This window comes from Bacteroidales bacterium (genome assembly GCA_014860585.1).
Taxonomy (GTDB): Bacteria; Bacteroidota; Bacteroidia; order Bacteroidales; family 4484-276; genus RZYY01.
On sequence record JACZJL010000143.1, the window covers coordinates 61166 to 68396 of the forward strand.

6 protein-coding genes are annotated in these 7231 nt (G+C 43.1%); 2 read left to right on the forward strand and 4 right to left on the reverse strand.

Annotation, left to right across the window (positions count from 1 at the left end; genetic code table 11):
• The first annotated feature begins 57 nt into the window (after positions 1–57).
• Both IH598_14885 and IH598_14890 read left to right on the forward strand, forming a co-directional pair.
• Positions 58–2019: a polysaccharide biosynthesis protein gene (locus IH598_14885; protein MBE0639802.1), complete on the forward strand. Its 1962-nt coding sequence runs from the start codon at positions 58–60 to the stop codon at positions 2017–2019.
• A gap of 2 nt (positions 2020–2021) precedes the next feature.
• Entirely contained in the window at positions 2022–4424 is a 2403-nt protein-coding gene (locus tag IH598_14890) for an O-antigen ligase family protein (GenBank protein MBE0639803.1), read from the forward strand.
• Positions 4425–4433: 9 nt separating this feature from the next.
• Here the strand turns inward: IH598_14890 and IH598_14895 are convergent, their stop codons facing one another.
• From IH598_14895 to IH598_14910, 4 genes are all read right to left on the reverse strand, one after another.
• Positions 4434–5417, reverse strand: a complete 984-nt coding sequence (locus IH598_14895; protein ID MBE0639804.1) for a UDP-GlcNAc--UDP-phosphate GlcNAc-1-phosphate transferase — start codon at positions 5415–5417, stop codon at positions 4434–4436.
• Positions 5418–5553: 136 nt separating this feature from the next.
• Positions 5554–6228 (reverse strand): oxidoreductase, encoded by a 675-nt coding sequence (locus IH598_14900; protein MBE0639805.1) that lies wholly within the window; start codon positions 6226–6228, stop codon positions 5554–5556.
• 7 nt (positions 6229–6235) lie between these two features.
• Positions 6236–6658 carry a DUF3788 domain-containing protein gene (locus IH598_14905; GenBank protein MBE0639806.1) on the reverse strand — a complete coding sequence of 141 codons (423 nt, stop codon included), beginning with the start codon at positions 6656–6658 and terminating at the stop codon, positions 6236–6238.
• A gap of 260 nt (positions 6659–6918) precedes the next feature.
• Positions 6919–7149 carry a hypothetical protein gene (locus tag IH598_14910; protein MBE0639807.1) on the reverse strand — a complete coding sequence of 77 codons (231 nt, stop codon included), beginning with the start codon at positions 7147–7149 and terminating at the stop codon, positions 6919–6921.
• Positions 7150–7231: the final 82 nt, after the last annotated feature.

Genomic DNA, 7231 nt, shown 5'->3' on the forward strand with positions numbered 1-7231 from the left:
GGATATAATTGTTTTCAGGATTTCCAATTGATGAAGAGAATTAATTCATGAACCAGAATGAACATCAGAAAATTTCTACTTAGTTATTCAAACCGGTTTATTTCAGGGTATGTGGTTTTAGCCAGTGACATGATGATTGTTGCTGTATCCTTTGTCGCTGCCTACCTCATTCGTTTCAACTTTGTAATTACTGACATTAACCTTTGGAAACTACCTACTTTTTTACCTATTGTTTTAGTACTTTCTACGGTGGCTTTTATTCTTTCCCGTTCTTATGTCGGCATCATCCGGCATACAAGTACCGACGATGTCATCAGGATTTTCAAAGCAGTGGGCATGGTTTTTTTTACCCTCATCATACTCAATTTTCTGATTTTGCTTTACAGATGGCCGATTGCAAAGGTAATACCACTCAGTATTATCATAATCCATAGCCTTACCTCTTTGTTTTTAATGATTTTTACAAGACTTGTGGCAAAGATCATCTGGTTGAATCTGATTAAAGGCCGGAGTGAATCCACCAATGTAATTATTTATGGCGCCGGCAAGGCAGGAATACTCACGAAAAACACACTGACGAATGACGTTGAAAATATTTACAACGTGGTGTGTTTCCTGGATGACAACCCCGGGAAAATAGGTAAAAGTATCGAGGGCGTCCCGGTCTTGGAACCTTCAGCGATTACTCCCCAATTTATCAAAAGAAAAAATATCCAGGAGGTAATCATTGCCGTTCACAATATCGACCCGGCTAAAAAACGCGAATTCGCCGATGCTTTCCTTCAGTTTAATGTCACGATAAAAAACATTCCCCCCATTGAACACTGGATAAACGGCGAACTCAAGCTGAAACAAATCCGCAGCATTCGCATCGAAGACCTGCTGATGCGCGAACCAATCGTTTTGGACAATAACATCGTCCTTGATCAGAATAAAGACAAGGTGATATTGGTTACCGGAGCTGCAGGCAGTATTGGGAGCGAGATTGCCAGGCAACTGATGCATTGCCACGCCCGGCGCATCATCCTTTTGGATCAGGCTGAAACACCGCTGCACGAACTATCGTTAAAACTTAAATTCACCTTTCCCGGGTATGAGGAGCGTGTTGAGATTTTCATGGCAGACATTAGTAACCCGCAGCGAATGGAGTGGGCCTTCAGTCATTTCAAACCCCAGGTGGTTTATCATGCTGCTGCTTACAAGCATGTGCCGCTGATGGAAGAAAACCCCAGTGAAGCGGTCAGGGTAATTGTTTTCGGTAGCCGCATTCTTGCCGATGCTGCGATAAGGCATGGCGTGGAAAAGTTTGTGATGATTTCAACTGACAAGGCGGTGAAAGCAACCAATGTGATGGGCGCCGCAAAACGTATTGCTGAAATGTATATTCAAAGCCTCAACAATCAGAATCCGGATTCAACAAAATTTATTACTACGCGCTTTGGTAATGTGCTGGGTTCGAGCGGATCGGTCATACCTCTTTTTCAAAAACAGATTGAGGAGGGAGGTCCGGTTACTGTTACTCATCCTGAGATTACCCGTTTTTTTATGACTATTCCTGAGGCGTGCCAGTTGGTTCTGGAAGCCGGTGCGATGGGGAACGGTGGTGAAATCTATATGTTTGACATGGGAAATTCAATTAAAATTGCTGATCTTGCCTCCAACATGATCCGGCTTTCGGGGCTGCAACCCGGTAAAGACATTAAGATCGTGTACACCGGTTTGAGACCCGGCGAAAAACTTTATGAAGAGTTGCTCAACAGCAGTGAAAATACTGTACCAACCCATCACCCCAGGATTATGATTGCCAAAGTGAGCCCGCTGGATCATAACTGGATAGAAAAAAAAATTAACGAGCTTGCAGCAATCTGGCAATCCTTCGATCATTTCAAAATTGTTGGAAAGATTAAAGAAATCGTACCCGATTACCGGAGCAATAATTCAATTTACGAGTCGCTCGATGTTCCCGCTACTGCGCAGCAATCGGCCGAATTGACATCAAACCAAAAAACAGTTCAATAATTATGAAACAAAATCAAAAGAAACTCGCGAAAAAAGCACAAAAGGAACCTTTGATTAAACCCATGGAGATGCTATTCGGGCTTGTTGTTCTTGCCTACATCTTTATTCCTACTTTCACCCCCAATTGGATGTCGCTCGATACCAACACCCCCAAGTTTTTTATGACTGCGGTGCTGAACCTTGCTGTTTTCCTTTCCTTCCTTTTTACAAGATATTTTCGTAACAACGCGCATTTTGCCAGCAGTTTCTTCACCAATCAAATCGGGTTGATTTATTCTGCTTTCCTTTTTGTAACCCTGCTTTCCTTCACACAATCAGTTAACATGCTGGAATCGGTGTTGCAATTCGCCAAGGTGTTTACCGTGTTTGCTTCGGTATTCAATCTTGCGATCATCCTGATGCACGACCTGCGTTATGTAAAACTGATTATTGTTGTCATGGCTGGCCTGTTGGTTTTCGATGCTGTATCGGTTTTCGGTAATATCAGTAAGTTTATCAGCGGGGAGATTAAGGCTATTGCAGACATTAAAACCGTTTATTCGAACAAAAATATTCTCGCTTCTGCCATTTATGTTAAGCTTCCCTTTGCCCTTTGGTTAATGGTTTTTGAAAAAAAATGGCTGAAATGGCTGGGTTGGATAGCGTTGACATTTGGTATCACAGCCACATTTTTTATGGCTACGCGTGCCTTTTATCTTGGATTACTGGTTATTTCGATTGCATTTATTGCGTACAACCTGGTGGTGTACATCCGTCAAAAGGAGAAAAACGCACTTTGGCTGATGGGCGCCTATGTTGCAGCGTTGATGATCGCCTTTGCAGCCTTCACGTTTACCCAATCCAATTTGTACCCAAAAGCCAAGAAAAGCCGGCATACTCAGGGTGTAACCCAGCAACTGGCTTCTATAAGAGAATTTGATACATCCACCGGATTGCGAATTGATGCCTGGCGTTGGTCTTGGGAACTATTTAAAGAAAAACCGCTTCTCGGTGTGGGAAGCGGCAACTGGAAAGTGACGATCTTAAAACATGAAAACCAGAAGAATGCAGGATTTATCTATCTTTACAAAGCCCACAACGACTTCATCGAAATTACTGCCGAGACCGGTATTTTTGGCGGATTATTATTTCTTGGCCTGTTTGTCATGATCATGTGGCGATTCCTTCATCATTATTACCTAAGGGAAGAAGACCCCGAGCATCTTCACCAGTTTTTGTTTTTGGCTGCAGCAGGAATGACATTTTATGCCGTTGATGCATTTTTCAACTTTCCGATCGACCGCCCTGAAATCACTGCGCTGTTTGCTGTTTTTGTTTCTACAGGAATTGCTGCTACTTTCCGTCATAAGGAAATGACCATCAGCAAAGAGATCAAGGCTGAGACAAAACCGGGTATTTTTTCAAACATTTTTCTGAGTGCCGGCATCATCACCATCTCCATTGTTATCCTTGCAGCCTCCTCCTGGATTTTGTACCTGAACTTCCAATCTTCTATCACCCAGCGGATTGTTTACCAGGAGATCATGGGGGGTAAACTTAAAGAGCCCTCTGCAAAAATCATTAGCGGATTTCCCCGGATTCCAGACGTAAGCGTTTGGGGCGAATCCATTGAGACACTGAAAGCAAGGTATTTAATCAATGAGGAGAAAAATGAAGAAGCTATTGAAGTGCTCCGCAAAGACTTTTCCAGTCCGTGGGATGCCCGAAGGGAATTTTTTATGGCCATGGCTTTCAATAGTTTAAAAGAATACGACAGCGCGCTTTATTATTCCGAAATTGCCCTAAAACTAAAACCTAACTATTTCAGGAACATACAACTGGCCGCTTCATTGCTTGAGAGGAAGGGAGAAAATGACAAAGTGGCCGATCTTTATAATGAATTCCTTGCAAAAAATAAAAAGGAAAGCCAGGCCTGGTTATATGCCAGCAACTTTTACTTTAAAAATGATGATTTATTGAAAGCCAGAGAAACCATTGATGAAGGAATAAAATATCATCGCAAAGATACACTGATGCAAAAACAACAGCGATTTCTGCATCACAAATTAGACATAGAGCCCCATTTACCCATTTTCAACAAGGCCTCAGAATTTTACCAGGCCAAAAAATATGCCCAGGCGGTCGAGCAGATGAATGAATTTCTCAAACTGGTGCCGGACTATTCCAATGCTTACCAGATTAGGTCTTTCTCTTATTATTACCTGAAAGAGTACAAAAAAAGCATAGCCGATGCCGACCGTGCACTCGAATTGGGGCCTGTAAATCCTTCACTGATCAACCTTCGAGGGGTGTGTAAACTCGACATCAAGGAAAAAGAGGAGGCTTGTAAAGACTTTAAAAAAGCAATGGAGCTGGGAGATAAGAGCGGGAAGACGAATTATGAGCGGTTTTGCGGGCAACAATAGCAGGGGATATTAAAGACGGGATTCGGTCGGGTTATCGTTGTTACGAATTTTGGACCTGACAGCAAATCGCAGTGTGAGATAAACCGCTGATACGATAAGGATGAATAAAAGAAAAATTGGAAAGTTCATCATATCGTTGAGGATGAGATAAACGACCAGCAGGTTAATGACCAATTGGGCAACTGCATAGAGAATAGAAACCTTGATATGCGGCCATTTCATCTCATTGGAAAGCAACTGGTAAAGGTGGGAGCGGTGCGCCTTAAATATGTTCTCATGCCGCAACAGGCGGAAAAAAATGGTAAATGCACTGTCGAGACCATACACAGAAAAAAGCAGTATATATTCATAGCGACCGGTTTCAAGGATCAGTGTAAGGAGCATCCAAACCAGCAAAAAAGCCATGCTTATGCTTCCCACATCACCGGCAAAAGTCCTTGCACGCTTCCGGGCATTGAAGTAGCTGAACATGACAGCCGAAATGATCAATACTACAATCAACCCTTCATCGAAAAAAGGATAAAACTGATTGAGGACAAGAAAAGTCGCCAGGGCTGCCATGCTGTAAAATGGTGTGATGGCGTTGATACCATCCATAAAATTAAAGGCATTGATCCAATAAACCGCTAAAATTATGGCAATTACTGCATAATACCAAGGCAGGTGCTGAGCTTCCAACTCAGCCATCAAAAGAATGACTGCCACAAATTGTACCGGCATCCGAACGCTCCCTGGCAGCGGGTTCAGGTCATCGGTAAAACTGATGATTGCAACCAGGATTAAACCCGCAATTGCCCACACCTGATGAAACCCGTAAAAGGTAAACCAAAGCAGCGCCGCAACCGGGAAAATTACACCCCCACCGCGAATGGTGATGTAACTGTGCGAACTCCGCTCATTGGGCTTGTCAATGATGCTGAACCGGTCGGCAATCCTGAAATAGACAAGGATTGTAAGGATGAGCAGCAGCGCGATGATAAGGTAAGTGATCATTAAAGGTCCTGGGAAAATTTATGGTTAAATGGTTAGAAAAAAATTGATAGCGTTGAATTATTTTCGACCGGTCACAAAAATAATATTCCGAAGAATATCTCCTGATCAACAAATCCGGGATTGAACACTTATCTTACTATCTTGTCTGCAGGCTTTCATCATTGTACTGGCCACTCAGCACTACCAGTTCGTTGGATTCGGCCACAACCGTTCCTTCTCCTTTATCTGCCAAAACTATCATCGCCTTCGCCACATCCCCGGCATCAATGCCCCTGTATTTGCGCAACGGTCCAACCAGCACAAATTTGAACAAGGAATAAAAGACTTTCCCCATATCTTCTCCAAACCGCTTTTCACTTCGCTTTCCGAGCAGCAACGACGGACGAACGATTACAAGGCGTTCGAAACCGACCTGCTTTAATTGCTCCTCAACCCTTCCTTTTGTTCCCAGATAAAAATTTGACGACCCTGCATTTGCACCGATCGAACTGACCACTGCAAGATGGTTGATCCCTGTTACTTTTGCTTTTCTCGCAAAATCAACTACCATCCCGAAGTCAACCGTTAAAAATGCTTCTTTTGAACCCGCTTTCTTCATGGTCGTACCCAGGCAACAGAAAGCAACATCGCAGGTATGGGGAATGTCGTAGTTTCCCCCCTCAAACGGAATATGGGTGGCCTTTTCAGGAAGATCATGGGGTTTATTTCTTGAAATGCTGTAAACGGCAGAATAGCGCTTATCCTGTGCAAGGATATTGAGTAACCTGCTTCCTACCAGTCCTGTTGAGCCGATTATGATTGCAGTTTTCATGATTTCATCAGTTTTCCAGTTTAATCAATATCAATTTATTAATGTCGGCAATGGTCATTTCATCTTTCACATCTATTCTGATCCCGCGCCCTTCAGCATATTTTGTGGCCTTTGCCAGTTGATCCCTGATCTCTGCCGAAATCTCACTTCCGAGCACCAGGTCGGTCGCCTTTTGCCCGAACACCAAGGCCACCTTAAAGCAGTTGTCGCGCGGCAGCAGGTAAATGATTACCCGCTTTTTATCCCTAATCCGGTAATTCCACCCGTATTTCTGTCCCGGGTATTTCCACTCTGTGGCGCCAGCAGGATAGCAGGCCATCACAAACTCCCTGATCTTCTTCCACCAGAGGTAACTGGCGCCAAGTTTTTCCATGACATCTTTTTCAGTAGGTTCGATGGCTTTATCCCGGAAAATGCTGATGTCATCCATGGTTGAGCAATTTTAAGCAAGATGTTCGAGCTTTAATACTTTACAAAGATAAAAATAATCGGCGCGCCTGCATGACTTTAAAGTCACGAAAACGCGCTGAAAATATGAGCACAATGAAATGAAGAATTTATAAATTCATTCTTCTTTACATTGCTACTTAGTCTCAGCAAAAAACACCCTGGATTTGATTTTCAACATTAATATTTTCTTGCAGAGACTAATTATCGTGATGGAAATTCCAAATCACAAATTTTCAATTCTCATTTCTTCTCCATCTCCGCTTCGATTTTATCCAGCCGGTCGTTGGCTGTGTGTATCATCATGGTCACCCTGATGAATGGCAAAGCGATGAGCAGTAATGCTAACGACGTGGCCATCCCCATCCAGCAAAGGTTAATGATGTTGAAAATGATTCCGGCCAGGCCGATCAAAGCGGCGATAATTCCACCAGGAACACCAAGCGGACACCTGAGTTTTTTCTTTTCTTCCATAGGTTTAATTGTTTGTGTATTGATTTAATTTTGCAATCAGCTCCTGCCTCGAAGGCACGCTTCTGAATACAATGTTATTGTT

What these genes read in the sequence shown, in the direction of transcription:
- IH598_14885 (MBE0639802.1), top strand. Translation starts at nt 58, where the DNA reads ATGAACATCAGAAAATTTCTACTTAGTTATTCAAACCGGTTTATTTCA.
- IH598_14900 (MBE0639805.1), bottom strand. Translation starts at nt 6,228, where the DNA reads ATGAAAACTGCAATCATAATCGGCTCAACAGGACTGGTAGGAAGCAGG.
- IH598_14905 (MBE0639806.1), bottom strand. Translation starts at nt 6,658, where the DNA reads ATGGATGACATCAGCATTTTCCGGGATAAAGCCATCGAACCTACTGAA.
- IH598_14910 (MBE0639807.1), bottom strand. Translation starts at nt 7,149, where the DNA reads ATGGAAGAAAAGAAAAAACTCAGGTGTCCGCTTGGTGTTCCTGGTGGA.
- IH598_14895 (MBE0639804.1), bottom strand. Translation starts at nt 5,417, where the DNA reads ATGATCACTTACCTTATCATCGCGCTGCTGCTCATCCTTACAATCCTT.
- IH598_14890 (MBE0639803.1), top strand. Translation starts at nt 2,022, where the DNA reads ATGAAACAAAATCAAAAGAAACTCGCGAAAAAAGCACAAAAGGAACCT.